This window comes from Robinsoniella peoriensis, assembly GCF_000797495.1.
In the GTDB taxonomy this organism is placed as follows: Bacteria; Bacillota; Clostridia; order Lachnospirales; family Lachnospiraceae; genus Robinsoniella; species Robinsoniella peoriensis.
Genome location: NZ_JTGN01000010.1, coordinates 261,116 through 287,410, shown reverse-complemented (window position 1 = coordinate 287,410; position 26,295 = coordinate 261,116). Strand labels below are relative to the sequence as shown.

The following is a 26,295-nucleotide window of genomic DNA, read 5'->3' as shown; positions in this document are numbered from 1 at the left end:
TCAGCGGTACCAATGGCATCTGGCGAAGCTTGCACCCAATGAGTTTTATAAATTTGTCATCACTGGAGAATATCCACTGGATGTTCCCAAAATACCTGCGCATCCGGTCATAGCCAARAAACCGGAAGAACTTGGATGCCAATTATATCAGAAAAATACGGATAGTTAAAAAATTTCATAGAATACCATGACATTTAAAGAGGTGTACCTGTATGCAGGATACTTTGGAAGTAAAGGTGCGAAAAAAGTGCCCCACTTTTTAAAATGTCCTTGACAAAGGGTACAGTTCATTTACTTACCTTTGCGGAGTGTTTTTTGGCGGATAGTATTCGACTGGCTCCCATCGGATACTAAGCGGGTACTGAACCGAGAAATGCATCAGGATTTCTCGGTGAATACCCGCGGGCCGCCAAAAAGCGCTTCGGAAAGGTTAGAAAATACCAGTTCTGCGGCAAGCTGACGGAGTCCATACAAGTTTCCCACTCCCATCTTTCCGTTCACCATCTCTATCTACAAAGCGTCTCCCTTCTCAGCAAAACCCAAATATTTTTCTGGACTTTCTCTCCTAATTCTTCTACAATAGTCACATCAAATATCACACAGGAGATTTCATAATGAAAATCAAAGTCGAAAACGCCATTATTCTGGCTGCCGGATTTGCTTCACGTTTCGTACCTCTTTCACTGGAGTACCCCAAAGGGCTTACCGTCGTAAAAGGAGAGGTTCTCATTGAACGGCAGATACAGCAATTGAAAGAAGCCGGCATTAACGAAATCATAGTCGTTACCGGATACCTTAAAGAACAGTATAATTATCTGAAAGAAAAGTATGGGGTAATCCTGATTGAAAATACAGAGTATTCTACCCGTAATAACCATTCTTCTATCTATGCAGCCAGAAAATATTTAAAAAACAGCTATATCTGCTCATCCGATAATTATTTTCCTGAGAATCCATTTCACTGTCAGGAAGTCCATGCCTTTTACGCGGCAGTGTATGCGGACGGACCTACAGATGAATGGTGTATTGCAGCAGATCCCAACGGATTAATTACTCAGGTAAATATCGGCGGAACAGATGCCTGGTATATGCTTGGACATGTATTTTGGGATGCCCGTTTTTCTTCGCGCTTCCGATCAATTCTGGAAAAGGAATACCAGGATCCTTCTATTCAGAATTTTATGTGGGAACATTTATATATAAGGCATATTTCCGAACTGGATCTATATATAAAAAAATATCCCCGGGATTCCATTATGGAATTTGATTCTTTAGAGGAATTACGCAGCTTTGACGACTCTTATTTAACCAATAGTAAATCGGCAATATTAGAAGATATATCATGTCAATTGTCTTGTCAGGAGTCTGAAATTCGTAACATACAACCCTTTCATGATGGTTTTGGAGTTTTAGGATTTACATTTACATGCAGAAAATGCACATATTGTTATTGCAACGGATGTCTTACCGGAAACTGACGTTCTATTTAATAAGTTTTTCTTAATTTTTCCGGTATAGGGGGATTTCTCATTGAAAATATAAAGTTAATATATTACACTAGTGGGGAGAACGTTTATGCACAATTAGAAAAGGAGCTTTATTTATGAAAATGAAAAAAGTATTAGCGGCTCTTTGTCTTTCTGCATGTCTGACTTTAGGCTTGTCCTCCGTAGCCTTTGCAGCTGAATCACCCGATGGTTCTGCTCCAAAGACTGTTCAGACAACCAACGTCAACACGGCATCAGAGACAGAGTCTAACACAGAACCTGTTACGGAAGAAACTGCCACTCAGCTTACTAATGAACGTGATTCGGAAACAGAAACACTGGAAAATACAGAAGGTACAGAAGCTGAGACGACATCCGAACCTGTTACAGATGCTACCGAACCTGTTACGGAACCTGCTACACCACCTGCAACAGAAGCTCCCATTCAGCCATCCACAACTGCTCCTAAGCAAGCGGACGAAACCGAAGCTGTTATAGAAGAAAACGGCTGGCATACCGTAGATGGCAAAACATATTACATTCAGGATGGAGAGCGCCTGAAAGGGATAATAAAGGAAATCGATAACAATAAATATTATTTTGATGCGAACGGTATTCGTGTATCAGGTCAGGTTACCATCGAAGGCAAACAGTACTATTTTGATGCGGATGGCATCATGAGATTTGGCTTTCAGACGATCAACGGAAAAAAATACTTCTACAATGCAGACGGTTCCATGCTGATAGGAAGCAATGCACCACAGAAGATCAATAACACTCTGTATTTCGTTTTGTCCACCGGAGAAATCAAGCTTAAAAGCTGGAACACTTATGCAAACAAAAAATACTACTCCAATCCGGACGGTGTATTAGTAACTGGTTTGCAGACAGTAGACGGCAAAAAGTATTACTTTAATGGCGATGGTTCTTTAATTATCGGTAAGAACAGTGCTATGAAAATCAACAATGCATACTATTTTGTGATGACGAACGGGGAAATCAAAACAAACGGCTGGAATACAGCAGCGGATAAGAAAAAATATTATTCCAATCCGGATGGAACACTAGTTACAAAAACAGTCAAAAAAATTGGTTCAAAGTACTATGCATTTAATGTTTCCATGTATAAAAACTGCCTGAAAACAATAGGTGGCAAAAGATACCTCATTTCTTCCAGTGGTGTTGTCCGTACAGACAGAATCACTACATACAAAGGTAAAAAATATTACTCAGACAAATATGGACGTATTAAAACCGGAGTTTTTAAATACAAAGGCAAAAGATATTTTGCAAACAGTAAAGGTCAGATCCGTATCGGACGTTTTACAGATTCCGGAAAATCCTATTATTCAAATAAAAAAGGACAGTTGTATACTGGCTGGGTAAAATACAAAAACAATTATTATTACTACAACAAATCCACCGGCGTTATGCAAAATGGGTGGCTTAAAAGGGGTAAGAGTACTTACTACCTGAATTCCAAGGGTGTACGCCAGACAGGCTGGGAAAAGATTAATAAGAAATGGTATTATTTCGCTTCTAACGGTAAAATGCTTACCGGCAGAAGAGTTCTTGGCGGATCTACTTATTACTTAGATTCTAAGACAGGCGCCATGAAAACAGGATGGCAGAAAATCAGCGGCAAGTATTATTATTTTAACAAGAGCAGCGGTGCCATGAAAAAAGGCTGGATGAATCTTGGATCCAAGACCTACTACCTGGAAACAGATACGGGATCAAGACGTACCGGCTGGCTGACCTATGATGCTAAGAAGTATTACTTCAACAGTAAAGGCGTTATGTTAAAAGGCAGACAAACCGTTGATGGAAAAGTATACAACTTTGGTTCCAGCGGCGGAATTGATTTATTATCCACCGGAACACTTACCGTGAAAGTAAACCGTGCAGCAAACACCATTACCGTGTATGCAGACGGTGAACCAATCAAAGCAATGCTTTGTTCTACCGGTATACAGGTTGGATGGACTCCACTAGGTAACTTTACAATGCTGGATAAACTGCGTTGGCATGAATTAGACGGACCCAGCTGGGGACAGTATTGTTCTCACCTGACCCCGGAGATCCTGTTCCATTCTGCACCGGTAACCAGATACAGAGATCCGAACTCCTTACCGGCAGCTACTTATAATCAGCTTGGAAAACCTGCATCCCACGGATGTATCCGGCTGACTGTAGCAGATGCAAAATGGCTCTATGATCATTGTCCAATTGGTACAAAAGTAACCATCTATGATGATGCAAGTAACCCGGGACCACTGGGAAAACCTGCATTACAGTATATGGATGCCAATGCAACACATGATCCGACTGATCCGTTATTTCACTAGAGCGTATTTAAAAGTTGAATTGCGCAAGGATGTACTGGATGTATACAAGAAAAGCTGCAGGATAACATCTCCTGCAGCTTTTCTTTTTTGCCTGAATAAATTACTGATATAAAAAACCCTGCAGATTGAACTCTGCAGGGTTTTCCTTATTCTCCCAGTCCGCTCTCTATGGCATTTACAAGTGTTTCCAATGCTTCATTCTCATCTTCACCTTCGCAAACCAGTTCAATTTCATCGCCGCATTTGACACAGGCACCCAACACACTTAATACACTTTTTGCATTTGCCGTACTGCTGTCTTTTGTAAATGTGATTAAGGACTTAAATTGCATCGCTTCTTTACAAAGTACCCCTGCCGGCCTTAAATGAAGGCCCGTCGCATTCTTCACTGTTACCTTTTGACTAACCATAATTATTCCTCCACCGTACTTTTTTCTGTAATTGCAGTTTCTTCTTTTTTCTCCAGATTCACAACAATTATTACATCAGATGCCAAAACATATCCTTCTGGCAGTTCCACTTTTAATGTTACTTTATAAGTTCCAGCTGTTTTATAATCGCTTAAATCCAGTGTCGCCTTAATATCTTCTGCATCAAACTCATTTAGCTCACCTGTTGTAGTTGTGATTATGATTGGAATCTTATCCGATGGCGTCAGTGTTATCTTTAAATCTGTCGGAATATTTTTCGTATTTAGCCTGTTCACCGGTAAATACACCGTTTTTGTTCCTGCTTTTTCAATCCCGACCGTTACAGTAACGGTATCCGTTGCTGTCTCCACCAACTTCAAATCATGCTGTTCCGCCAACATATCCTGAAGCTCAATCTTCTTTGTAACATCAGAAGTTGCCCCTTCTACTGAAACATCCTCATTCAATTGCAAATGACCGTTCAATTCCTTTAAAGCGCTTTCTGTTCCTGCAAGGCTGATTGTTTCCGGTGTTATCGTAGTATCTGTCTTCTTATAACCAACTGCCGGCATACCCACTACATTCACATCCAGCTTGATATCGGGCTGTACCCTCCACAGATCTGCAAAGACCTCCACAGATCCTAATTCTGTGATTGGAACACCACTGGATGTCTTACATTCCATACTCTTCATTTTCGTCTCAGCAAACTCTTCATCATTTTTATCGATGATTTTGAGTGTACCTTTCAGGCTTTTACTTTCATTCAGTCCGTTAACATCCACTGCAACTACGACACGGCTGATAATATTAATCAAAGACTGTGGTCCCGCTACAATAATCGAATCCCCCTGCTTTACGGTTGCATTTCCGATAACATAACCTGTTTTGGGGTTTCCCGTAGTCACAGCTTTTACCGCAAATGATTTTTCTACCTTGGGCTCAATTCTGACCTTTAGGGAAGACGGCTCTACCTTTATATTTTCTTTTTTAATGGATGAGTTCTTACAGGTTATTACATACGGTACGGTCCCCAGGTCATTAAGATTCTCAAGATCAGCCGTTACTCTGAAATCAGAGTTGTCCAGTTCCTTTATCACTGAATTTCTTCCTGTAACATACACGGTAACCGTATCTGTATTATTCAGAACCTCATAGACCTTACCCAGCTTTTCCATACTCTCCTGATTTTCCATTTCAACCTGTATATTGGTAAATGGCTTCGTTTTTTCCGGATCATTATCCTGAACCACGATCATCCAGATAAAAAATGCCAGTACAATGGAAATCAGTTTTAGACCAAAGTTATTCACCAAGCTTTTCTTCATTTTTACCCTTTCCTTTCCAAAGTCTGAACTTTTTCGTGTCTACGGATTTATCCTGAAGAATCACTAATTGCTGTCTCAATACTGCTGCGTCAACATCCCGCATTAGTTTGCCCTTGCTGGCAAGTGAAACGCTTCCCGTCTCTTCTGAAACAATAATTGTCAATGAATCAGTCTCCTCACTGATTCCAACACCGGCTCTGTGTCTGGTTCCAAGTTCTTTGCTGAGCGCCAGGTTATCCGATAAAGGCAGGTAACAGGTAGCGGAAATAATCCGATTCCCCCTTACAATCACTGCCCCATCGTGAAGCGGCGTATTATGCTCAAATATATTAATCAGTAACTGGCTGGTTAATATGGAATCAATAGCGATCCCGGTTCTTTCATACTCAGCCAGCGTAACATTATTTTCAATGACAATTAATGCACCCGTCTTAACCTTTGCCATCTCAACTGTTGCTTTCACCAATTCATTTACCGTTTTATCACTAAAACGTTCTCTGATATCTCTGGCTGTATCAAATGGCGTTAATGTTGTAAATATCTTTTTCTCTCCCAATTCTTCCAATGCCCTGCGAAGCTCCGGCTGAAAAATTACCATTACTGCCATAAATGCAAAACCAATTCCTTTATTAATCAAAAATGTTATGGTATCCAGTTCGAAAATATTGGCTATTAAAACAAACAGCCCCAGGAGCAGGATCCCCTTTAACAAAGTCCATGCCCTTGTATCCTTTATCCATACCAGAAGTCGGTAAACGATAAATGTCAGGATAATTATTTCGATCACATCTCTGTAGTTAATATTGGAGATAGGCTCCGTCAGCTTATAAAGATTTACCATAAAAAATCTCTTTATAACCTCCACTGCTCTCACGCCCCTTCTAATTAATAATCTTTAATATCCAAATCCGACCTTCCCGGTTCCCCTCTTCGAACCCGATTCGGCCTCTTGGCAGCGCCGCTCCCCTCATTTCTTGATTTACGCGCCGGCTCTTCATGCCGTATCTCTTTTTGCCTTGGCTTTACCATCGTCTTCGGCACGGCTTTCACAAAATAGTAATAATCATCATCTTCAAATTGTACCTTTTGTGTTCTCTTATAATCTACTTCAAATAGAAACAATTTTACTAAAAATCCTATAGCTGCCGATACTGCTGTGCCAAGAATGACTGCCAGGAAATTTTTTCCAGTTCCCATAACCATTCCACCCATCAGGGTGCTGATCAGGAATATGAATGTTCCTACCAGAATAGCAACAGACCAGGCATATTTAATCGCCATGCGTCGAATTACATAGACCATAACAATGACTGCCAGCATCGTTATAATGGCGATAATCATCTCCGGATTTTTTAAGATGCTGTCCAACAGGCCCGTCAGTTTCTGAACCATGGCCTCGGTAGCATCTTTCGCCGTTGCCGATACGCCTTTTGCCTTGTCATCCAAAACAGATACGGTATAAAATCCTATGGTTCCAAATGCTATCCCGATTCCTGCAAAAGGTGTCCTGACAAGCCCCAGTACCAAAGGTACCGCACAGGGAATATTAAGCCCACATGCAATTGGTGTCAGAATAATTGCCAGACTCTCTTTGGGGGCAATCCCAAAGTAAAGCAGCAGCATTACCACCAGTATTCCGGTGCCAATCAGAAAAGCTTCCAGTGACAGAGCATATAAATGCCCGATTATAAATGCCGCGCCAAACAAAACAATTGCATTTAACGGCAAAAATGAACAAACTAATGCTAATATTATTACAATGACCGGATTATTCAGCAGATGCATCTGCCCCAGTTTGATATTAATCATCATAAACGCACATAGTGCTATTAAGAACTTTCCAATGGAAACCAGATAGGAATCATACTTTCCATAGAAATTCTTTATAATTTCCTTAAACTCCAGTAACGTTCCCATGCCTGTCTCCTCCCAGTGTTTTACTTCGATCCCTGTTGATACCCGATGCAGATTGCAGGCCTGCTTCCTCACGTTCATATTCTTTTTCCAGTTTTTCCAGCAGTATCTGGTAATACTCAAGGTCTTCTTTTGCCCTGATATATTGAAATGAAAAAATAATATAGGTGATGATTGAATAAACAACCAAAACCACTACATATACAACAACAATCCGCATTACCAGTGCGCCAATGTCCATACTGGTTATCTCTTTTACCAGTTTGTCCATATTATAACAGCCCCATGCCAATAACCCCAGTAAAAAAACAATTGTTATACGGATTGCATTTTTAATCATATGTACGCCAATATAATCACTGCGGAAATAATTCTTTACTTTATACAATTCCTCTTCATTTCTACTCTCAAAAATGGCCATTCTTGTCATGAGCTTTATGCGTTTTTCATTAATCATACAGGCCTCCTCAAACATAGCTATACTTTATTTAGTATAGCACAAAAACAGTCTATTGAAAAGTTTATTGTTCAGGAACTTCCTTTTCCAATACACAGACTGATATAATATACCTTTCCAACTCCATGCTCCCGCAGAACTTTTGCAACGGCATCCACCGTACTGCCTGTGGTATAAACATCATCAATGATCAGAACCACATTTAATTTTACATCAGGCTGTTTGATTTTAAAAGCATTTTTCAGATTCTTTTTTCGCTCTTTGCGGCTTAAATCCTTCTGGGAATCTGTATTTATTACCTTTTTCACCAACTTTTTCCGATAGGGAACGGAAAGGAGGTGCGCCGTTTTCCGGGCAAGCACTTCTCCCTGATTATATCCTCTCTTCTGCTGCTTCCTCCAATACATGGGAACCGCAATGACAGCATCCGGATTCCATTTGTGAACCCGGGTTCCCAGATGCTTATAGATTTCTTCAGCAAAAAAGTCAGCGTATTCTCTTTTATTATTGTATTTTAACTGACGGACAGCTTCCTTCATCTCTTTCTCATAAAGATACACTGCCCCTCCGCACTCATAAGTATGCGGGTGCCGGGTGCAGTCAAAGCAATATTCTGCCTCTTCCCATAAAATTGGCTTTCCGCACTTTTTGCAGAGAGGCTCACTGAGGGGTTTTACTTTTTCCCGGCATTTTCTGCATGCCGTTCCTTCTGTCCGCTTTACAATTTTTCCGCAGAGGGGACACCTCCTGGGAAATAAAATGCCAAGAAGCAGCTCTTTTATTTGATTCATTTTCTACCTGAAACTCTCTCCCAAGGGTTTTTCAGTATTAAAGAGTTTTTCAGAATCTTTATTGTAATTCTCCCTGCCTAAGATCGTTTAATTCTTTGATCCGCTCCTGAAGTGTCGTATAACGTTTCTGTTCAAATTCATTTTCTACCATCTGATAAAACGTATTTGGGCTTCCTACCAGCGTTACGCATTTTCTTGCTCTGGTTACTGCCGTATAGAGCAGGTTACGGTTCATCAGCATTCTGGGGCCATTTAGCAGCGGGATGACTACAGCGGGATATTCGCTGCCCTGGGCTTTATGGATGGTAATCGCATAGGCAAGCTCCAGTTCATCCAGTTGTTTAAATGAGTACTCTACAAACCTGCATTCATCATATTCTACGGTTAGCAGTTCCGAAAAAGTGTTAATCTCGCGGACAATCCCCATATCACCGTTAAAAACACCATCACCCTTTTCAATGGGAATTCCGTATCTTCCGCGTTTTTCCCACTGAATCTGGTAATTATTTTTAATCTGCATGACCTTGTCCCCTTCCCGGAACAGACCGTCCCCATGTTCCCGCTCATTCTTGCTTTTCTCCGGCGGGTTCAGATACTGCTGCAGTATACCGTTTAAACGATCTACCCCAAGCAGTCCCTTGCGCATGGGTGTCATAACCTGAATGTCAAACATAGAGGCATCTACAAATTTGGGAAGCTTTTTCTGTATCAATGTCAAAACCACACTTATGATAACATTTGCATCATTGCGCTGCAAAAAGAAAAAGTCCATACTTTTGTTATCCAGTACCACTTTTTCTCCCTGATTAATCTTATGGGCATTGACTACAATATCGCTTTCACTTGCCTGGCGGAATATTTTCGTAAGGCGCACTACCGGGAAACAACCGGAATCTATCACATCCTTTAGAACGCTTCCAGGTCCCACCGACGGCAGCTGGTTCACGTCACCAACCAGAATCAGCCTGGTTCCCACAGTTATGGCACTTAAAAGAGCATATATCAAATGTATATCTACCATGGACATTTCATCAATGATGATGACGTCTGCCTCCAGGGGATTCTGGGCATTCCGCTCAAACTGTACCCTGCCTGCCATTTCCTCCATCCCTCCGGATAACTCCAAAAGCCGGTGTATGGTCTGAGCCTCGTAACCGGTAGCTTCCGTCATACGTTTCGCAGCTCTTCCTGTGGGAGCCGCCAGGGATATCATCAATCCTTCTGTTTCAAAATAATCAATCAGTGCATTAATAGTCGTTGTCTTACCGGTACCCGGACCTCCGGTGATAATCAGAAGTCCGTTTCTGACTGCTTCTGTGACTGCAGACTTCTGCATTTCGTCCAGCTCTGTTTCATTTTCTTTTTCAATGGTACTGATCCGGGAAAGGATCTTTTCCTCAGAAACAACGCTGGAAATATTCAGATCGTGAAGCATTTTTGCCGTATTGAGTTCCAGATAATAATAGGATGCGCTGTATACCAGCACTTTACCTGCTTCTTCCTTTAAAATGACTTTACGGTCGACTGCCATATCCATCAGATGTTTATCCATCAGATCCGGCGCAATGCCAAGGAGTTCTCCTGCCCTTTGAAACAGGATTTCTCTGGGCAGATACACATGTCCTTCCTGGGATGCCTGCAGCAGACTATAAAGAATTCCGCTCTTAATCCGAAAATCAGAATCAGTATGTATACCAACCTTAGACGCAATCTCGTCTGCGATGCGGAATCCCACCCCATCAATATCATCCGCCATTTTATATGGGTTTTCCTGGATGATCTGATAGAGGTTCTGTCCATATTCTTTATAAATCTTCACTCCAAGGGCAGTGGAAATACCGTATTTCTGTAAAAAAATCATCGCTTTACGCATATCCCGTTTTTCTTCAACCTGAGCTGAAATCTCTCTGGCTTTTTTTTCACTGATCCCCTTAATTTCTGCCAGACGTTCCGGTTCTTCTTCAATAATCCGAAATGTATCATCTTTAAAACGGCGCACAATCCTGGCTGCCAGCGCCACGCCGATTCCCTTAATTGCACCGGAGCCCAGATACCGTTCTATCGCCATGGCATCTTCCGGCACCTTAATCTCATAACTTTCTATCTGGAACTGGCGGCCATAGGTAGCATGCTCTGTATAATGCCCCTGGGCTTCGATTAATTCACCGTCTCCTATATACTGAAGCATGCCAACGCAGGTAACTTCATCCCCTTTGCTGACAACAGACATCACCGTATATCCATTATCGCTGTTCCGAAATACAATATGATCTACATAACCTTCAATTCTTTCCATTCAACTTCTCCTGTGCCTGCTGTCTGCACGCACCCGTGTTATTTTCAGACGCGCTCCGGAGCATGTCTGAAATTTGCTTTCCGGCAGCTGTGCGTCACACTTTGTGGGAGATTCGTGTCAAATGAAGGGCGCATAGCGGGCTATGTAACCTGAATTTGGTGCGAATATACCGCAAAGCGGGACGTGCAGATGGCGGGAATGAATTTTCAGACACGCTCTGAGGCTGTCGCTTAAGTTTCACGGCGTCAGATCACTCTGCTTGTCCGGCAAACCTAAACCACAGCCTCATTTTCTAATTTTTCTCTGCAGACATCAACTCTATATATCTTCCGGTACCAACAACTACTGCAGTCATGGGTTCCTCTGCAGTCATGGTGTTAATGCCTGTTTTTTCTTCTATTAATTCTTCCAGTCCATCCAGCAGCGCGCCTCCTCCGGTAAGCACAATTCCTCTGTCTACCACATCAGCCGCCATCTCCGGAGGGGTCTTCTCCAGTACATTTCTGACTGCATCCACAATCTGTGTGGTTGCTTCTTTCAGCGCTTCCCTCACTTCTTCTGAAGTAATCTTCACTGTTTTCGGAAGGCTGGTTACCAGATCCCTTCCTTTCACTTCCATCACCTTTTGCTGAGGACGCTCAATTGCCGTTCCTACATGAATTTTAATATCTTCTGCCGTTCGTTCTCCAATAAGCAGGTTGTGCTTTTTCCTTACGTAGCGGATAATCGCCTCATCAAAATCATCTCCTGCCACTTTGATGGAAGTACTTACCACTATTCCATTCAATGAAATAACTGCAACATCGCAGGTGCCTCCCCCGATATCCACAATCATATTCCCGCAGGGTCTTGATACATCAATGCCCGCACCGATTGCTGCCGCTATAGGCTCATCTATAATCTGCACTTCTCTGGCTCCTGCCAGATATGTAGCATCTTCTACTGCCTTCTTCTCAACTTCCGTAACGCTGCTTGGAACACTGATACTGATCCTTGGCTTGCGAAATGACAATTTGCCGATTGCCTTTTGTATAAAATATTTTAACATCTGCTCCGTAACAGTATAATCGGATATTACTCCTTTACGAAGCGGACGGATCGCTACTATATTACCCGGAGATCTGCCAAGCAGTACTCTTGCTTCTTCCCCGATTGCTTTAATCTTATTTGTGTCTCTGTCAAAAGCCACCACTGAAGGTTCTTTTAATACGACGCCCTTTCCCCTGACATACACAAGGATACTGGCCGTACCCAAATCGATACCGATATCTGACGACGCCATCTTACTACCCCTTTCCAAAAACTGTTGTGCCTTTTATTATATACAATTATTACAAAAATGAAAAGCATTTTTTAGTAAATTAACATTTTCTTTATAATTAGAACATAGTTTGAACACATTTATGTTTTATACTATGTTTATATTAGCAAACAAGCTAATATATTTCATAACTCACACTTCGCAGCCCCCACACGCTGCGAAGTACTCCCTCAAAATATTTTTAATTTTTTCTCTTTCCTTTAGAAAATCCTCAGCGTGCGTTGCTGAGGATTTTCTTTTTGTGCTATTTAATTATTACGTTTCTTTTTGTTAATACCGGTGCCTTTAAAAGTCCGGTCTCCCGCAGCTGATATTCATATGCCCAGCTGCTTCCTTCTGTTCTCCAGGCATTCGGTCCGATCCAGTCTTCTGTGCGGTTACAATTGTGTATGGTACCAAATGTGTTTACCCGGTTTCCAAATGCCGTCAGATCTATTCGATGGATTCCGGCATCTGCTTTCCCAAGTTCCAGACGATAAGGTGAATAACAGATATATCCTGCTTCTTTTCCGTCTATTGCTGCCTTTAATACCGGGTTGCGGAACATGGTGGCTTCCAGTGCCAGGAACGCTTCTTCCGTATTTACGGTGATATGATAGGTAAGATTTCCTCCATAGAATGGCAGTCCCTGTCTTGTTATATCTCCGAAATAAAGGGATGTCACCGGACTTATGACCACTGCACTGCTGCCCTGTGCCCTGACGCCAAAATCTCCCAGAAGATACATTGCTTCCACATTCCTTTTAGAGTTGTAGGGGATTTCTGTAATCAGTACATTTTCACCCTTTCTAAGCTGCGACAGCTCTATCACATCGATTTCCCTGTCCGTATACCATCCGGTTCTTTTTCCGGCCATCTGCTCACCGTTGAAAAAGACAAGGGTGTCTTCCCCATTTTCCAGTGCCAGACTTACCTTCGGTAATTCAATTTCAGAATATATGCTAAAACGAAGACTTAATTTATGTTCATAAGGTTCCTCTTCCTGATTGAGCCACGGCTGCGCAAAGGCTTCCATGCGAAGGGGATATGCTAATTTTTCCCGGAACAGATTATCAATTCTCAGAATTTCTTCTTTTTCCTGCCAATCCTCTTCATCAAACCGGTACTGCGCCATATCCAGAAGGTATACATTTGGCTCACTTAAGGTTACCGGTACTTCTTCCGGAAGCTGAATCTGTTTCTCCCTGCTACAGTCTTTTAGTGCCTCTTCCTTCCGATTCTCTACATCACATAAATTCTTGCCGCAGTTTACTGCTTTTAAATGCAGAAGAAGGCTGTCATGTTCAAACATGCTTCTTTCCAGTACCGTATAACCATTTTCCAGCACTGTATCCACCTGGTGAATCTCCCCGGTAAGGGCATCGTAGCGGGTTATCCTATAATTTCCCCGGATGCGTATAGAAAGTTTTTCCTCTGCCGGAATATCACTGTTAGGCATAGGCATCACATGTGCCAGGAACAGCCAGCGTTCTTCTCCTTCATTACGGAGCTGGTAGATGATGTTCCCCGTCCGGTTTCCATCTTCATTTCGGATATCCAGTTCCCGTTCTTCTTCTAATGCCCCAAGCAGGGAATTACGGTTATAGGGAATACAGAGGCATTGTCGTGCCAGTTCTTTAACCTCATTACTTGGTTCTACCTGAACCATCTTCGCAGCCTCTCCCATGAAAATAACCTTTCCTCCCTGTGCCTTAAATTGTTTCAGGATCTCCAGGGTAGAACGTCTGATGGTTACACATCCCGGAACCAGAACCGTCTCGTATTCCATCTCTCCTACCTTAAGCTTCTTACCCTTCACCTGTATCTCATTTGTCAGTTCCGGCAGCAGAGACTCTGCAAGGAAATCAAAATCTACCAGGCCATAGAGCATCCATTCAATCAGATTCTTGAAATTTTCATCCATTTCCCGGCGGATACCTCCCGTATGTTCTTCCGTTCCCCAATAGAGCCAGTAAGATTCAATGGGATGGATGACACCTACTTTTACGGAAGGTTTTCCTCTGGTAAGGGCCGTATTTAATCTTGCAAAATAATCTTCTACATAATGATACTCTTCATACCATGGGGACTGGTAGCCGATGGCAGCCGGATAGTCCCTCTTCGCCTCTCCCGCCATTGATGTCCAGGTAAGATGGGGCACCCGGACAGTTACTCCCAGCGCAGCCTGCCAGTCACCCTGAAGCTTATGTCCCCGGAAATCAAAATCCCAGTTGGTCACCCCGTAAAGTTCGCTGATGACACCGGGTCTTCCGTACTGCCTTGCTGCGCTTTCTGCCTGCTTTGCGGTGGACAATTCTCTTCTGTCACAGAGCATATCAATTCCGGGCAGTGTAAAAGAGCGGTAGGATCGCATTGCTTCTCCCAGTGCCGCTGTCTGGGATTCCAGCGTAGGCTCTTCCATCATATGTCCGGTAAGCAGAATATCATGTGCTTTACACCAGTCGCCAATGGTATCTGCAAATGCATCTGTAAAACGTTCACAAATGTGGTCGTGGTAGTTATACCGGATCTTTGAAAACTTTCCTTCTCCCAGCTCCCAGAACAATTCGGGAAGCCCTGCTAAAAGACTGTGTCCGTATACATCCCTATAGGTATCTTCCAGATCATCCGTAAATGGTATGGTAACCTCTTTTCTTTCCTTTGCAAATGCCAGCCTTGTCTTATGGGAAAACTGGGGTTCATCCGTAAATATTCCCGGGATGGATTTACCGAACTCATCTCCCAGTTTCTCATAATATTTCTCATGTGTCACTTCTACAAACCGCTTCACAGCCGCTTTATCCAGTGTGTTCAGATACGCCTGATTATTAAACCATGGATTATCACCCGATATTTCCAGATATGCATACCAGGGCTGGTAACCGGATCGGATTTCTTCATTCTCTTTAAGCATCTGGTAATCATTTAGAAAACCATTCTCTATTTTTACCTGATAACGTCCCAGGAGTCTGCGGTTGTTGCTGCGTACCGCCTGTCCGCTGGAAGATAGCTGATTGGATTTCTCATTCTTGTCTTCCAGCGGGACGGGACTGAAAACCAGGAACCGGATACGGTACTTTTCTTCTCTGGTCACAAGCCCTCCGCCTGCTCCGGATGGCCAGCGATCTTCATCGTAAAGCCACGCCAGCATTCCTCTCTTTTTCGCTTCCTCATCTGTATAGCGCACCAGATCCATAAATTCTTCGCCCAGATATTCATTTGCCATCCCTGTCCTGCAATGAATGTGACCGCCTCCCATGCCCATTTTCTGTAACTCTTCTAAGGTATGGTCAACTTTTTCTTTGTCCATTTTGCAATTCCATGCCCAAAATGGCGCCCCCCGGTATTCAGAAGACGGATTCTGAAATGTTTCTTTTGATAATTCCCCTGTTTTTTTATACAGCATCGCTCTACCTCTTTTCTTGTTTTTCTATATTTTCAATAAAGTCAGTGGGACAAACTCCTGTATAGGAGCGAAAAATACGGCTGAAATAAAACTGGTCGCTATATCCCACCTGTAATGCAACATCCTTTACAAACACCTTGCCTCCATTACTCATCAGATCTTTTGCCCGCTCCATACGCAGCATTGTCAGATAGTTGTTAAAAGACAACTCTTCGTATTTTCGGAACAGTTTGCTCAAGTATGTCTGTGATACTCCAAACTCCTTACATACCATGCCCAATGTAACCGGTTCGGCTACATGCTTTTTCAGATATTCTTTAATGCTTTCAAAATAGCCCTGGGTATCCAGTTTTGTCTGGCTCTGGATTTCCTCTTTTTTATCTTTAAAAAGGACTTCATTCACATTTTCAGCCAATTCCTCAGCGTTCCCGGAGTAGAAAAAAGCTTCTTCCAGCATAAATTCATAGTCGTTGTTCTCTTCTATCTGCCCACTGTAACGCTGCATCATATAAAATATCTGTCTCACCATCCCCTCTACCCAGATCTGGGGCCGGTTTTCATCCTGCCATAAGTTCAGCAGACGCTTGACTTCTCCTTTCATTTTATCATATTTTTGCTTTTCAGCCAGTATCTCAAATTCCCTCAGATACTCAGGATGGTTTTCAAACTTCTCCCCGGCACATCTTTTATCAAGCTCGTCCATAATCAGAATCTGGGTCTTTCCCAGTACTGTCTTTTTATCAATCATCCGGTACAGACGCTTAACCGTTTCCTCCATTTCCATTACTTCAAAGGGATTACGCATAATCACAGCTGTCATATAAGCCGATACCGGCTGTTCTTTTGCGATCTTTCCCCGTATCATGCTTTCAAAACTGGTCATAAAAATCAATTCAGCAGGACAGATGTACAGAGCTTCCATTTCATCCCTGCCATATACAAACATCATTTCATGAATATCTGAAAATATTTCCCGTCCTGCCCCATTCATAAAACGCCTGGGCAGTCCATTGAGTCTCACCACTGCTCCATAATACTGGTTTTGTGGAAAGTACCGTTTCAAAACCGCCTCATCTATATCAATGCCCCGGCATATTTTACGCATGACGTCATTACGCTCCAGATAATAACGTTTTCTCAGCTTTTCCTCCAAAAGGTCAAACAGGCTTTTCAGCTCCGAGGGCATAACCGGTTTTAAGATATAATCCGTAACACCTGATTTGATCGCTCCCTGGGCATATTCAAAATCCTGGTATCCGCTTACAATAACGGAAATCATCCAGGGAAATTCTTTTTTAATCCCGGCAACCAGCTCCAGCCCATTCATAATAGGCATACTAATGTCGGAAATTACCACATCCGGCTTATTTTGCCTTACCTTGTCCATTGCTTCTTTTCCATTCTCCGCCCGTTCAATCACCTGGAACTCCGGACACTTTTTTTCTATAATAGTACAAATATGATTCAGTGCAGCCGGTTCATCATCTACAACGATTACTGTGAACATCTCTTTTTCTCCTTACCTTCTCATTACTTCCCATGGCATAGCCTGCAATACAGCCTCAGTTTTTTAACTTTCCACCTATCTTTACTACTGCTCCCGTATCACAATTATTAATTTCAAATACAAGATCTTCATTATATAACAGGTAAAGTCTTGCATAGGTATTAATCAGTCCCATACCTCCGATTTCCATTTCCACGTTGCTGCGTTTATTGCCCAGCCTGTCCCGAATCCTGGCTATTTTATGCTGCAGATCTTTCAGCACCTCCTCTTCTATCCCCTGTCCGTTATCCGATACCTGAATATACCAGAATCCGTCCTCTTTCCAGCCTTTGATATCTATCTCCATAATATGGGAGGTCTGGGTAAATCCGTGGTTGATACTGTTCTCTACAATCTGCTGCAATACAATTTTGGGAATAATCTCTGCTTTGATTTCTTCCTCCACTTCCATATGGTATTGCAGTTTGTGTTCATACCTGGATTTAATCAGATAAAAATACTGTTCCAGATACTGCAGCTCCTGACCGATGGCAGCATAGCGCTCTACCGTACTGGTGGCATACCGGAGCATTGCAGCCAGACTGCCGCAGATCTCACAGATTGTTTCGTCCCCGCTGTTCATTCCCCTGTTTGCAATTACGTTAAGAACATTATACAGAAAATGCGGATTCACCTGTGCCTGAAGAGTATCAAACTGCGCCTGAAGCTGCAAAATTGACAGCCGCTTTTCCTTAACAATCGATTCATCCAGACGGGTTAACACCTTTTGATAGGATTTACTGAGCGCCTCCATCTCATCGTTAGATGTATCTAAATACACCTCCTGATCCAGATTCTCGATCCTGGTATTCTCCATTTGCTCTCTTAATTTTTGAATAGGTTTTGTCAAATGCCCGGATACAATAAACACAAATACCATGGAAATCATAAAAAAGCATCCCGCAATCACAAAGGTTAAGGGTGCTACATATCCGATTTCCCGTTCTAGCTGGTTCATATTTTCTATGACCATGATCTTAACACCGGTTTCTTTAGAATTGCTGATAGCTATCAGTTCTTTGTTATTTGTAACATCATTTCGGTATTCGGCCACTCCAAGCTTATCTTTTTGGGCCAGCTTTCGGTAAAAATCATTCTGGTTTCCTTTTAAAGTGGAATACAGTATCTCTCCGTCTTCGGTCACTGCTGCCACATCCATTCCTGATTTCGGCAGCTCAAACAGCTCTTTTAAGTTATTTACGCCGGGTGGCACTACAGTTCTCTGTACTTCAATATACCCCATAGATTTTCCCTGTATTTCTCTGGCAATTGAATAGACCATTTCCTGACTTTTCAGTCCCCAGTCATCTTTATGTATCCCGATCAGAACTGGTTTTCCACGATGTCCCTCTACTTTAGAGAGCCATAACAGATCCTCCGTTTTTTTATTTTGATTTATTATCCTGTTTTCATAATTGGAACTTCCTACTACATCTCCGTATTGATTGAATACCAGAACACGATAGAAATTCTTGATCATATAGTCCGTATTGATCCCGGACTGAATTGTCGTCTTCGCTTCTTCAATATAACCCGACTGGCTTTCGTTGTTGTGATCTGTACTTGCCAGCATCCGTATGGAAGACAGCATTCCGGTATCTGACAATATGTAGTCTGTAATAGATTTCATGGTTTTTATGGATTCATCAAACTGATTTGCCAGCCTTTCCGAAATAAACTGCGTATCATTGTATTCGTTATTCTTATATTCCCGAATTGTATAACGGTTGTACGCAAGCCCTAGTATAAGCGCTGCCATCAACACAAATACTGCATAAGATAATATCATTCTTGTCCGAAATCTCATATGTCCCTCCTATGTCTTTTCACCATTTTATTACGGGAATATTATAACTGCAGATATGCTAAAATACCAGTACAAGTAAAGAATAAACCTCTTCTCCCTTGTACCGGTTATTTACTTTTCTTTTTCAGCCCTTCACGGCTCCGGCTACCATACCATCTACAATTCTTTTGTTAAAAATAATAAACAGAATTAACATTGGTATTGTAATTATCAGAACATCTGCAAAAAGCAGGTTATAGGAACTTGAATACTTGCCCATGAAGCTGTATAGCGTCAGCTGGACAGTTGCGTTTTTATTTCCGGGAAGAAAATATAACGGATTAGTAAAGTCATTAAATACCGTAACTGCGTTCAGAATTGTAACCGTTGCAGTTACCGGTTTCAGCAGTGGAAAGATCACTGCAGTAAACAGTTTGCTTCTTGTACAGCCATCGATATATCCCGCCTCTTCCAGCTCTGTCGGAATTGAACCCATAAATCCACGGTAAAGCATAATTGTGAACGGTATCTGTAATGCTACTTCTACCATGATCATTCCAAACATGGTTTTATAAATATGTAAACCCTGCATTACCCAGATTGTAGGAAGAATAGCCGGCGGAACCATAAGACCAGACATTACGAGAGCATTTACAACACCAGTGGTCTTATCATTTCTTCTTTGCAGAACATAGCCTGCCATAGCGCATACTATAATCAATACTACAACAGATCCTGCCGTAAGAATAAAACTGTTCTTAAATGCCGTAATTACAATACCATTACTGGTTGTCAATACCTGCTTAAAGTTATCCCACTGTAATTCTTTCGGCCATGCAATGCTGAGCAGATTGGCTTCTCTTCTCTCTTTCAGGGAATTTACAAACATGAAGATAAATGGAATAATAAAGATAAAAAATGCAACTACAATTCCAATCACATCTCCTGCTGCATAAAGCGCTTTCTTTCTCTTCATATTTAGTCAACCTCCTTACTTAACAAGAATCTCTGTAACGGGAATGCCAGAATCGCAATCATTACAAACATAATAACATTACCCGCCGTTGATAATCCATAAAAACCAGCCGCATACTGTTTGTAAACTATGGATGCTACAACGTCTGTAGCAAAACCGGGACCGCCGCCTGTCATTGCCCAGATCAGGTCGAAGCAGCGCATACCACCGATAAATGCCAGTATAATAACAGAGTTCATTGCCGGACGGCAAAGTGGAATAGTCACACTCTTCAGCTGCTGCCACGCGCTTGCTCCATCGATGGAAGCTGCTTCATAATATGTTTTGTCTATGGACTGCATGCCCGCGATATAGATCACTGTTGCAACACCGACTCCTTTCCAGACATCGACACCAATTACGGAAAAGAGAGCCAGATGGGTATTCCCCAGCCAGTCTACCCCATTTAATCCAATTGCCTGAAGCGCTGTGTTAATGAGTCCTTTGGAAGGATGCATCATGGCACTGAATACAATACCTACCGCAACGGTACTCACCAGATTTGGAAAAAATACGATGGAACGCAGAATATTTTTACTTTTTATCTTGCTTGTGAGAAATACGGCAATAAAAAATGCAATTACGACCTTTAAACTACAAGTTAAAAATGCATAGATTAATGTGTTCTTGATACCGATATTCAAAGACCTCTCTGAAAAAAACATTTTAAAGTTGTCCAGTCCAACAAAGGTGAAATCTTTAAAGTTCCATACTGTCAAGCTGAAAAACAACGACGTAAGCATTGGAATAATGAAAAAAATAGTAAATATGATCAGTGCCGGTGCCATAAACCAGGTTGTATAAATCTTCTTCTTATTCATACATTTTCCCTTTCTCTCTTTTATAATTATTGTCTGCAGTACTTATGTAATTCCAGACTGATAACCATGCATGGGAAACAGTCTTTATTAACAGCACGTCATACATGCTTATCAATTTGGAAAGGGCTGTTGCAATTGTTTTGCTCCAGCCCCTTTCCGAATGTTTATTATTTCCAATCCAGACCTAACTGTACTGCCTGTTTTAAACAATCTTCGTCATATGCTTTCGCTGCCTCTTCTGCTGTTGTCTGACCAGAGCCGCATTCCTGGCAGATTGCCGGACAATTTGACCCTTTTACTGCTGTCTGGAATTCCAAAGCTGTAGATGTCTTTCCTGCATCAAAGTATGCCTGTTCCTGTTTTACCGCATCATATGCGTTGTCCGGAAGTTCGTATCCTTTTACACAGTATGGTCCATCCGGTAATATTGCAGACGTATATGCATCTAATGCTTCGTCAGAGATGTAAAATTCCATGAATCTCTTGATGTCATCTACTTTATCAGAATTTTTATTTCCATACCATGATGTAGGCATCCATACCGTTAATCCGTTATCATTCGCGTCATCGCCAGGTACTGCAAATACACCTACTTTATTAACATCTTCCCCGTACAGTTCATAGATATTGGATAATGCCTGTGTCAGTATGATCCAATGAGCACCTTCTCCATTTACGATCATATCGCAGCCGTCATCATAGGTAGTTGCAAGATAATCTGAATTATAATACTGTGTTGTATCTGCTAATTTCTCAAAACTTCTGAGGGCTGCAGGAGTCGTTGCATATTTTGCTGTTCCAGCCTCAAAATCTTTTGCAAAGTTAGGTTCATTTGCCTGAACATTGTAGTGATCTCCCAGATACAATACCTGTGATGTCCAGCTGTCTGCAAATGTACCGATAAGGGCTGTCTCACCTGCTTCTTTTAATACATCACAATTCTTTTTAAACTCATCCCATGTCTTAGGAATTTCCAGATTATATTTTTCGTATAATTCTTTGTTATAAAGAATAGCGCCTGCCTGTGTAGAAGCTGCCGGGACACCGTATACCCCATTTTCCACGGTAACGGATGCTTTGTATGTATCATCCAGCTTACTTGCCCACTCTTCACCGGAAATGTCAATGAAGTATTCTGCAGGATTAAGTGCTGCCAGAAGAGAACCTGAATTGTATCCGCATAAATCTGCCATATCGCCGGATGCAAGGCGAGTCTTAACAATATTATCACCATCTGCTCCGCCAGCTCTGGTTTCGATCTCTACTGTAATGCCTAATTTCTCTTTTGCCAGATTACAAACTGCCTCAATACCGGCCAAAGTCATATCGGTGTCAATCAGCATGGTCAGGTCTGCTTCTTTATATTCCCATTCCCCATCTGCTTTTGCAGCCGTTGTAGAAGCTTCGGAACCTTCTTCTTTACTCGCTGCCTCTGTCTCTGTGTCTTTTGCTGCATCGCCTGGTGCTTCTGTCTTTGCCTCAGTTGCTGCGTCCGTGGCTTTTGATGCTTCTGTCGTCTTTGTTTCACTTCCTCCGCATCCCATAATACTGCCGGCTGCCATTGCTGCTGCAAGTAAAAGTGCTGTTACCTTTCTGATCTTCATTTTGTTTCCTCCCTTTTCTTTACTTCGTTTTGTTGTTTCCTGATGTATTTAATTTAACATAAGGGTAAAAAAAAGAACATGGAGAATCAAATCTTTCTCCATGCACTTTTCAGCACAAAATGATATCTTATTCTGCTCTCCAGCATCCCCCGGGGCGTTCATTAATCTCTTTAATCACCTCAGGATCTACCTTAAAGCTGCGGTCAATGTTCATAAGTCCATTGATCTCCTGCTGTACATCCGTTACCTGGGTATAACAAAATCCGCAGATATAGGGAGTCTTTTTTATTGCTGTGGTAATCGAATCAAATCGCTTAATAAATTCTGCTTCATCTCCTACCTTATTGCCATATCCCCAGCCTGATTCCCCATTTTGAAAAGCAATTCCGCCGTATTCACTGATGATAACTGGCTGTCCTTTATATGCATATCCGTCCGCCATAGCAGATTTATGATTACTGTGATAGATATCGGTACTGAGGATTTCCTCCTTATAACGGTTATAACGGTCGAAGAAGAGATCTCCATATTCTTCATAATCATGCAGCGTAATAATATCAGAAACCGTATGTTCCCATCCGTCATTTACAATTACAGGCCGGAACCGGTCAAATGATTTTGTCAGATGATAAACCGCCTCTGTAAAGTGCTGCTGCTTTCTGTCTGTCTCCACCTTGGATATTCCCCAGGATTCATTAAAAGGTGTCCAGGTAATGATACTTGGATGATTATAATTCTGCCTTACAATATCCATCCATTCCTCAGTAAATTCCTGGACAGCGTCATCAGAAAAACGGTAAGCCGCAGGTACTTCACTCCAAACCAGCATTCCCTTCACATCACACCAGTACAGAAACCGCTCGTCTTCTACTTTTTGATGCTTCCGAAGTCCGTTGTATCCCAGTTTCATAATCTTCTCGATATCTTCTACCAGCGCTTCCTCATTTGGAGGGGTCAGATGGGAATCTTCCCAATATCCCTGATCCAGAATCAGACGCTGATAAAGAGGTCTTCCGTTTAACAGAATATTACCCCTGTCAATTCGAATTTCTCTCATTCCAAAGTAAGACAGAACCTCATCGCATACCTTTCCATCTTCCAATATTCGAATGGAGATGTCATATAAGTCAGGACGTTCCGGTGACCATGTACGAACGCCCCATTCGTCTGCTTCCCGGGAGAATACATTCATTCTGGTTTCCACACGGCTTTCCAAAACGGAAATTACCGATTTATTTACAATCGTTCCCTGAAATGAAATTTCTACTTCTGCCGCCAGATTCCCTGGATATGAGTCAGCCGTAATCTCCAGTTCCAATTCTACGCAATCCTTTTCCAGCAAAGGCGTAATCTTTACTGATGACAGATTCATAACAGGTACATATTCAAGCCATACAGTTTTCCAGATTCCCGTTGTCTGCACATACCAGCAGCCAAAATTCTCGTCTTTCCAACGCTGTTTCCCTCTGGGCTGCGCCATATCAAAGGAGTCATCCGCTTTTACTATGATTTCATTTTCACCATCTTTTATAAAATTGGAAATATCAAAAGAAAATCTGGAATATCCGCCTCTGTGGGAGCCAGCCAGTTCCCCGTTAACCCACACTTTTGTCAGGAAATCGCTTCCTTCAAAATGAAGCATTAATTTTTCTTTTTCCAGACGATTTTTGTCAGCAGTAAACTTTTTCCGGTACCAGACATGATCATGCCTGTTCTCATCTCCAATCCCGCTCAACTTCGTTTCATAGGTAAATGGAACCTCAATCTTAAGTTCTCCGGGAAACTTAGTATAAAACTTTTCTTTTTCTCCCACGTTTCTGTCATCAAACAGAAAATCCCATGTACCGTTTAAGTTCTCCCACTCCTGACGTACCAGCTGGGGTCTGGGATAATCTTTTTTGTAACTTCTCATCATATATACCTTTTGTCACAATTTTTATGACACTGCCACATATAGCAGGATGAAAGAATGATATTGTGGCATTTTCCCTTCTCTGATTTTATCTTTCATCCTTTTTCATTTACCTTCATTATATCACATCATCCTTTTACACCGGACATGGTAATCCCCTGTACGATCTGTTTTTCAAATAAAATATACAATAGAATGATAGGAACAGATGCCACCATATTTGCTGTCAGAGGTTTCACATAATCTACGGTGTAAGTACCCGCAAAAGTAGGAATCCCGATTGGAAGTGTAAACTTCTGACTGCTCATGGCACATAACAAAGGCCAAAGATAATTGTTCCAGCTTCCGATAAACGCAAATATGCATACGGTTGATATTACTGCTTTGGATAATGGAAGTAATATCCGGAAGAATATGGTCATTTCTCCGCCTCCATCGATTCTTACTGCCTCCATTAATTCATTGGGCAGTCCACGGAAAAAAGTAACCATTATAATCATATTCATAGACCCTGCCACAGCCGGTAAAACCAGGCCTGCATAAGAATCAATCAGATTCAGGCCATTCGCCGTAATAAAAAGAGGAACAATGGTTGCTTCTGCCGGTACCATAATACCCAGCAGAAAATAAAAATATATTGCCTTACTTCCTTTAAAATTTATTTTAGCGATAGCGTAAGCTGCCATTGCCGATAATAATACCGTCAGTCCCGTAGTAATAACTGCAATAAACAAACTGTTCATCAGCCATCTTGCCACCTCACTGTGAAGAATGATTTCCGGATAGTTACTAAGCGTATAGGGCGGAAGAAACCAATCCACAACCGAAGTAATCTGCTTTCCTTCTATTTGAAATGATACTGCAAGTGACCATAATACCGGCGCTGTAAAAATAATTGCAATTACTATGGAAATCGTCGATAATATCACATTTCCAGGTTTTATTTTCTTCATGAATCTCGTTCCCCCTTCCTCTGTATCATTTGTTGTACCAGCGAAAGTACGACCAGAATCAGGAATAGGACATAGGACATTGCCGAGGCATAGCCCATGTTGTTTTTCTTAAAGGCATTTTCATAGATATACTGGATTAAAGGCCTTGTAGAAGATGCCGGGCCACCTCCCGTTATCATATAAATCTGTCCGAATACTTTAAAGCAGGCAATTACCTGCAGCAGCACTACCAGATACGTGGTAGATTTTAACAGTGGCAATACGATAGAAAACAATTTCTGCCGTTTCGTAGCCCCGTCGATTGCTGCTGCTTCAAACACCTGGGGCGAAATATCCTGTAACGCTGACAGATAAAGCATCATACTGAATCCTACTGTCCACCATACCGTCATGGATGTAATCGTCCCCCAAACCAGGTTTCCATCCTGCAGCCACTGGAGTTCCTGGTTTGCCCCCAGAACTCCTATGGCATGAAGAAATCCATTGATAAACCCCCTGTATGGTGCGAACATATATTTTGCAATAAATGCCGCCACCGAAACGGAAAGGACACTTGGCAGATAATAACAGATTCTGAGGCCTTTTTTTATCCTGGTAGGGCGGTTTGCCAGCAGTGCCAGAACCATAGCAGTAATCACCAGAAGCGGTGCAGTGATCAGCACAAATACCGTAGTATTCTGAAGCGCTCCCCAAAAGTTTTTATCTCCTATAAATTTCAGATAATTATCCAGTCCTACAAATTTTAATTTCCCCATCAGTGTCCACTTATGAAGACTGACGTAAACCCCCTGAACCACAGGCCATATGGTAAATACGGTATACAAGAGAAAAAACGGTGCTACAAAACCAAGTGCAATGAAAAGCTGTTTTCTTTTATTTCTTGTTTTATGCATTTCTTAACCTCCCGTTTTCCTGGAAATT

The 26,295-nt window shown here is 41.9% G+C and carries 20 protein-coding genes and 1 pseudogene; 3 read left to right on the top strand and 18 right to left on the bottom strand.

Annotated elements, in window-relative coordinates; all coding sequences use genetic code 11:
- Positions 1-378 precede the first annotated feature (378 nt).
- Positions 379-504, bottom strand: coding sequence for a hypothetical protein (locus QR40_RS32660; RefSeq protein ID WP_276325451.1), 126 nt, complete (start codon positions 502-504; stop codon positions 379-381).
- Positions 505-614: 110 nt separating this feature from the next.
- Here QR40_RS32660 and QR40_RS20415 point away from each other — a divergent pair, with 110 nt between their 5' ends.
- Together QR40_RS20415 and QR40_RS20410 are read left to right on the top strand one after the other, a co-directional pair.
- Entirely contained in the window at positions 615-1,478 is an 864-nt protein-coding gene (locus tag QR40_RS20415) for an NTP transferase domain-containing protein (RefSeq protein ID WP_044296564.1), read from the top strand.
- 125 nt (positions 1,479-1,603) lie between these two features.
- A complete protein-coding gene (locus QR40_RS20410) occupies positions 1,604-3,835 on the top strand; it encodes a L,D-transpeptidase family protein (RefSeq protein ID WP_044296563.1) in 2,232 nt (743 codons plus the stop codon).
- Between the two features lie 146 nt (positions 3,836-3,981).
- On the opposite strand, the gene QR40_RS20405 is transcribed toward QR40_RS20410, so the two are convergent.
- From QR40_RS20405 to recD2, 7 genes are all read right to left on the bottom strand, one after another.
- Positions 3,982-4,245, bottom strand: a complete 264-nt coding sequence (locus tag QR40_RS20405; RefSeq protein ID WP_027296760.1) for an HPr family phosphocarrier protein — start codon at positions 4,243-4,245, stop codon at positions 3,982-3,984.
- A gap of 2 nt (positions 4,246-4,247) precedes the next feature.
- Positions 4,248-5,573: a CdaR family protein gene (locus tag QR40_RS20400; RefSeq protein WP_027296759.1), complete on the bottom strand. Its 1,326-nt coding sequence runs from the start codon at positions 5,571-5,573 to the stop codon at positions 4,248-4,250.
- Entirely contained in the window at positions 5,551-6,414 is an 864-nt protein-coding gene (gene cdaA, locus QR40_RS20395) for a diadenylate cyclase CdaA (protein ID WP_044289762.1), read from the bottom strand. Before cdaA ends, QR40_RS20400 begins: the two co-directional genes overlap by 23 nt.
- A 44-nt stretch (positions 6,415-6,458) precedes the next feature.
- Complete coding sequence (locus tag QR40_RS20390; RefSeq protein ID WP_052430965.1) at positions 6,459-7,490, bottom strand: hypothetical protein; 1,032 nt, start codon at positions 7,488-7,490, stop codon at positions 6,459-6,461.
- Positions 7,468-7,944, bottom strand: coding sequence for a hypothetical protein (locus QR40_RS20385; protein WP_044289761.1), 477 nt, complete (start codon positions 7,942-7,944; stop codon positions 7,468-7,470). The genes QR40_RS20390 and QR40_RS20385 overlap by 23 nt, the downstream gene beginning before the upstream one ends.
- 71 nt (positions 7,945-8,015) lie before the next feature.
- Entirely contained in the window at positions 8,016-8,735 is a 720-nt protein-coding gene (locus QR40_RS20380) for a ComF family protein (protein WP_044296562.1), read from the bottom strand.
- A 58-nt stretch (positions 8,736-8,793) separates the two neighbouring features.
- Positions 8,794-11,031: an SF1B family DNA helicase RecD2 gene (gene recD2, locus QR40_RS20375; RefSeq protein WP_044296561.1), complete on the bottom strand. Its 2,238-nt coding sequence runs from the start codon at positions 11,029-11,031 to the stop codon at positions 8,794-8,796.
- On the opposite strand from recD2, the pseudogene QR40_RS33835 reads away from it, so the two are divergent.
- Positions 11,002-11,265: pseudogene (locus tag QR40_RS33835) on the top strand (DUF6783 domain-containing protein). The gene recD2 and the pseudogene QR40_RS33835 overlap by 30 nt on opposite strands.
- Positions 11,266-11,323: 58 nt before the next feature.
- Here QR40_RS33835 and mreB read toward each other — a convergent pair.
- The 10 genes from mreB to QR40_RS20325 form a co-directional block, all read right to left on the bottom strand.
- Positions 11,324-12,313 carry a rod shape-determining protein gene (mreB, locus tag QR40_RS20370; RefSeq protein WP_044296560.1) on the bottom strand — a complete coding sequence of 330 codons (990 nt, stop codon included), beginning with the start codon at positions 12,311-12,313 and terminating at the stop codon, positions 11,324-11,326.
- A 283-nt stretch (positions 12,314-12,596) separates the two neighbouring features.
- A complete protein-coding gene (locus QR40_RS20365; protein WP_044296559.1) occupies positions 12,597-15,737 on the bottom strand; it encodes a hypothetical protein in 3,141 nt (1,046 codons plus the stop codon).
- A gap of 4 nt (positions 15,738-15,741) precedes the next feature.
- A complete protein-coding gene (locus QR40_RS20360) occupies positions 15,742-17,244 on the bottom strand; it encodes a response regulator transcription factor (RefSeq protein ID WP_044296558.1) in 1,503 nt (500 codons plus the stop codon).
- A 55-nt stretch (positions 17,245-17,299) separates the two neighbouring features.
- Positions 17,300-19,090, bottom strand: coding sequence for a sensor histidine kinase (locus QR40_RS20355; protein WP_044296557.1), 1,791 nt, complete (start codon positions 19,088-19,090; stop codon positions 17,300-17,302).
- 124 nt (positions 19,091-19,214) lie between these two features.
- The gene (locus tag QR40_RS20350; protein ID WP_027296751.1) at positions 19,215-20,045 is read right to left on the bottom strand and encodes a carbohydrate ABC transporter permease; all 831 of its coding nucleotides are present in this window, start codon (positions 20,043-20,045) and stop codon (positions 19,215-19,217) included.
- A gap of 2 nt (positions 20,046-20,047) precedes the next feature.
- Positions 20,048-20,905: a carbohydrate ABC transporter permease gene (locus QR40_RS20345; protein WP_027296750.1), complete on the bottom strand. Its 858-nt coding sequence runs from the start codon at positions 20,903-20,905 to the stop codon at positions 20,048-20,050.
- 167 nt (positions 20,906-21,072) lie between these two features.
- Complete coding sequence (locus QR40_RS20340; protein ID WP_027296749.1) at positions 21,073-22,509, bottom strand: ABC transporter substrate-binding protein; 1,437 nt, start codon at positions 22,507-22,509, stop codon at positions 21,073-21,075.
- Positions 22,510-22,636: 127 nt separating this feature from the next.
- Positions 22,637-24,424, bottom strand: a complete 1,788-nt coding sequence (locus QR40_RS20335; protein ID WP_044296556.1) for a glycoside hydrolase family 2 protein — start codon at positions 24,422-24,424, stop codon at positions 22,637-22,639.
- A 125-nt stretch (positions 24,425-24,549) separates the two neighbouring features.
- Positions 24,550-25,374: a carbohydrate ABC transporter permease gene (locus QR40_RS20330; protein ID WP_027296747.1), complete on the bottom strand. Its 825-nt coding sequence runs from the start codon at positions 25,372-25,374 to the stop codon at positions 24,550-24,552.
- On the bottom strand, positions 25,371-26,267 hold the full coding sequence (locus QR40_RS20325; RefSeq protein WP_044296555.1) for a carbohydrate ABC transporter permease: 897 nt from the start codon (positions 26,265-26,267) through the stop codon (positions 25,371-25,373). The genes QR40_RS20330 and QR40_RS20325 overlap by 4 nt, the downstream gene beginning before the upstream one ends.
- Positions 26,268-26,295: the final 28 nt, after the last annotated feature.

What these genes read in the sequence shown, in the direction of transcription:
- QR40_RS20400 (WP_027296759.1), bottom strand. Translation starts at nt 5,573, where the DNA reads ATGAAGAAAAGCTTGGTGAATAACTTTGGTCTAAAACTGATTTCCATT.
- QR40_RS20340 (WP_027296749.1), bottom strand. Translation starts at nt 22,509, where the DNA reads ATGAAGATCAGAAAGGTAACAGCACTTTTACTTGCAGCAGCAATGGCA.
- QR40_RS20335 (WP_044296556.1), bottom strand. Translation starts at nt 24,424, where the DNA reads ATGATGAGAAGTTACAAAAAAGATTATCCCAGACCCCAGCTGGTACGT.
- QR40_RS20415 (WP_044296564.1), top strand. Translation starts at nt 615, where the DNA reads ATGAAAATCAAAGTCGAAAACGCCATTATTCTGGCTGCCGGATTTGCT.
- recD2 (WP_044296561.1), bottom strand. Translation starts at nt 11,031, where the DNA reads ATGGAAAGAATTGAAGGTTATGTAGATCATATTGTATTTCGGAACAGC.
- QR40_RS20355 (WP_044296557.1), bottom strand. Translation starts at nt 19,090, where the DNA reads ATGAGATTTCGGACAAGAATGATATTATCTTATGCAGTATTTGTGTTG.
- mreB (WP_044296560.1), bottom strand. Translation starts at nt 12,313, where the DNA reads ATGGCGTCGTCAGATATCGGTATCGATTTGGGTACGGCCAGTATCCTT.
- QR40_RS20405 (WP_027296760.1), bottom strand. Translation starts at nt 4,245, where the DNA reads ATGGTTAGTCAAAAGGTAACAGTGAAGAATGCGACGGGCCTTCATTTA.
- QR40_RS20325 (WP_044296555.1), bottom strand. Translation starts at nt 26,267, where the DNA reads ATGCATAAAACAAGAAATAAAAGAAAACAGCTTTTCATTGCACTTGGT.
- QR40_RS20330 (WP_027296747.1), bottom strand. Translation starts at nt 25,374, where the DNA reads ATGAAGAAAATAAAACCTGGAAATGTGATATTATCGACGATTTCCATA.
- cdaA (WP_044289762.1), bottom strand. Translation starts at nt 6,414, where the DNA reads ATGGTAAATCTTTATAAGCTGACGGAGCCTATCTCCAATATTAACTAC.
- QR40_RS20365 (WP_044296559.1), bottom strand. Translation starts at nt 15,737, where the DNA reads ATGCTGTATAAAAAAACAGGGGAATTATCAAAAGAAACATTTCAGAAT.
- QR40_RS20385 (WP_044289761.1), bottom strand. Translation starts at nt 7,944, where the DNA reads ATGATTAATGAAAAACGCATAAAGCTCATGACAAGAATGGCCATTTTT.
- QR40_RS20380 (WP_044296562.1), bottom strand. Translation starts at nt 8,735, where the DNA reads ATGAATCAAATAAAAGAGCTGCTTCTTGGCATTTTATTTCCCAGGAGG.
- QR40_RS20345 (WP_027296750.1), bottom strand. Translation starts at nt 20,905, where the DNA reads ATGAATAAGAAGAAGATTTATACAACCTGGTTTATGGCACCGGCACTG.
- QR40_RS32660 (WP_276325451.1), bottom strand. Translation starts at nt 504, where the DNA reads ATGGTGAACGGAAAGATGGGAGTGGGAAACTTGTATGGACTCCGTCAG.
- QR40_RS20360 (WP_044296558.1), bottom strand. Translation starts at nt 17,244, where the DNA reads ATGTTCACAGTAATCGTTGTAGATGATGAACCGGCTGCACTGAATCAT.
- QR40_RS20350 (WP_027296751.1), bottom strand. Translation starts at nt 20,045, where the DNA reads ATGAAGAGAAAGAAAGCGCTTTATGCAGCAGGAGATGTGATTGGAATT.
- QR40_RS20390 (WP_052430965.1), bottom strand. Translation starts at nt 7,490, where the DNA reads ATGGGAACGTTACTGGAGTTTAAGGAAATTATAAAGAATTTCTATGGA.
- QR40_RS20410 (WP_044296563.1), top strand. Translation starts at nt 1,604, where the DNA reads ATGAAAATGAAAAAAGTATTAGCGGCTCTTTGTCTTTCTGCATGTCTG.